The sequence below is a fragment of the Fictibacillus arsenicus genome (assembly GCF_001999465.1).
GTDB classification, from domain to species: domain Bacteria; phylum Bacillota; class Bacilli; order Bacillales; family Fictibacillaceae; genus Fictibacillus; species Fictibacillus arsenicus.
Map to the genome: position 1 here is coordinate 1 of NZ_MQMF01000083.1, position 637 is coordinate 637.

A 637-nucleotide genomic window follows, 5' to 3' on the forward strand; every position below is an offset into this window, starting at 1 on the left:
GGCGGGACGGTCATCGGCGGTTCTCCTGCGGTTGATGCGGTGGGACGAGCGGAGGGGTGGCCCGCGGGTGGGCCGGGCGGGGTCAGGCCCCGCCGTCGAGGCCGCGCAGGACCGCGGCCGGGACGAACTCGGCGACGTCGCCGCCGAGTCCATGGACCTCCTTGATGAGCGAGGAGGACACGTGGGTGTACCGGGCGTCGGCCGGGAGGTAGACCGTCTCGACCCCGGTCAGGTGGCGGTTCATCGCGGCCATCGGTGCCTCGAACTCGAGGTCGGCGCCGCCGCGCAGCCCCTTGACGATCGCGTCCGCGCCGATCTGCCGGCAGAACTCGGCCAGCAGGCCCGGGCCCATGGGCCGGACCACGACACCGGCGAGGGAGGACACCGTCGCCTCGATCATGGCGATGCGCTCGTCCACGCTGAAGCGGTACGTCTTGGCCGGGTTGGCGGACACGGCGACCACCACCTCCTCGAAGAGGTTCGCGGCTCGCGCGATCACCTCGACGTGCCCCTTGTGGAGGGGATCGAACGAACCAGGGCAGACGGCACGACGCATGGGTGCCAGCCTAGCGGGGGCCGCGCCGAGCGGCGACGGACGCCCGTCCGGTCCGGCTCCGGCGCGTCGCGGTCGTGACGG

At 73.3% G+C, this 637-nt stretch carries 1 protein-coding gene; it reads right to left on the reverse strand.

Annotated features, from left to right (window positions below; translation table 11 throughout):
- Positions 1-82: 82 nt before the first annotated feature.
- Entirely contained in the window at positions 83-556 is a 474-nt protein-coding gene (coaD, locus tag UN64_RS21935) for a pantetheine-phosphate adenylyltransferase (protein ID WP_077365999.1), read from the reverse strand.
- Positions 557-637: the final 81 nt, after the last annotated feature.

Bases quoted from the DNA above. Each gene is read 5' to 3' on its own strand.
- coaD (WP_077365999.1), bottom strand. From the start codon at position 556: ATGCGTCGTGCCGTCTGCCCTGGTTCGTTCGATCCCCTCCACAAGGGG.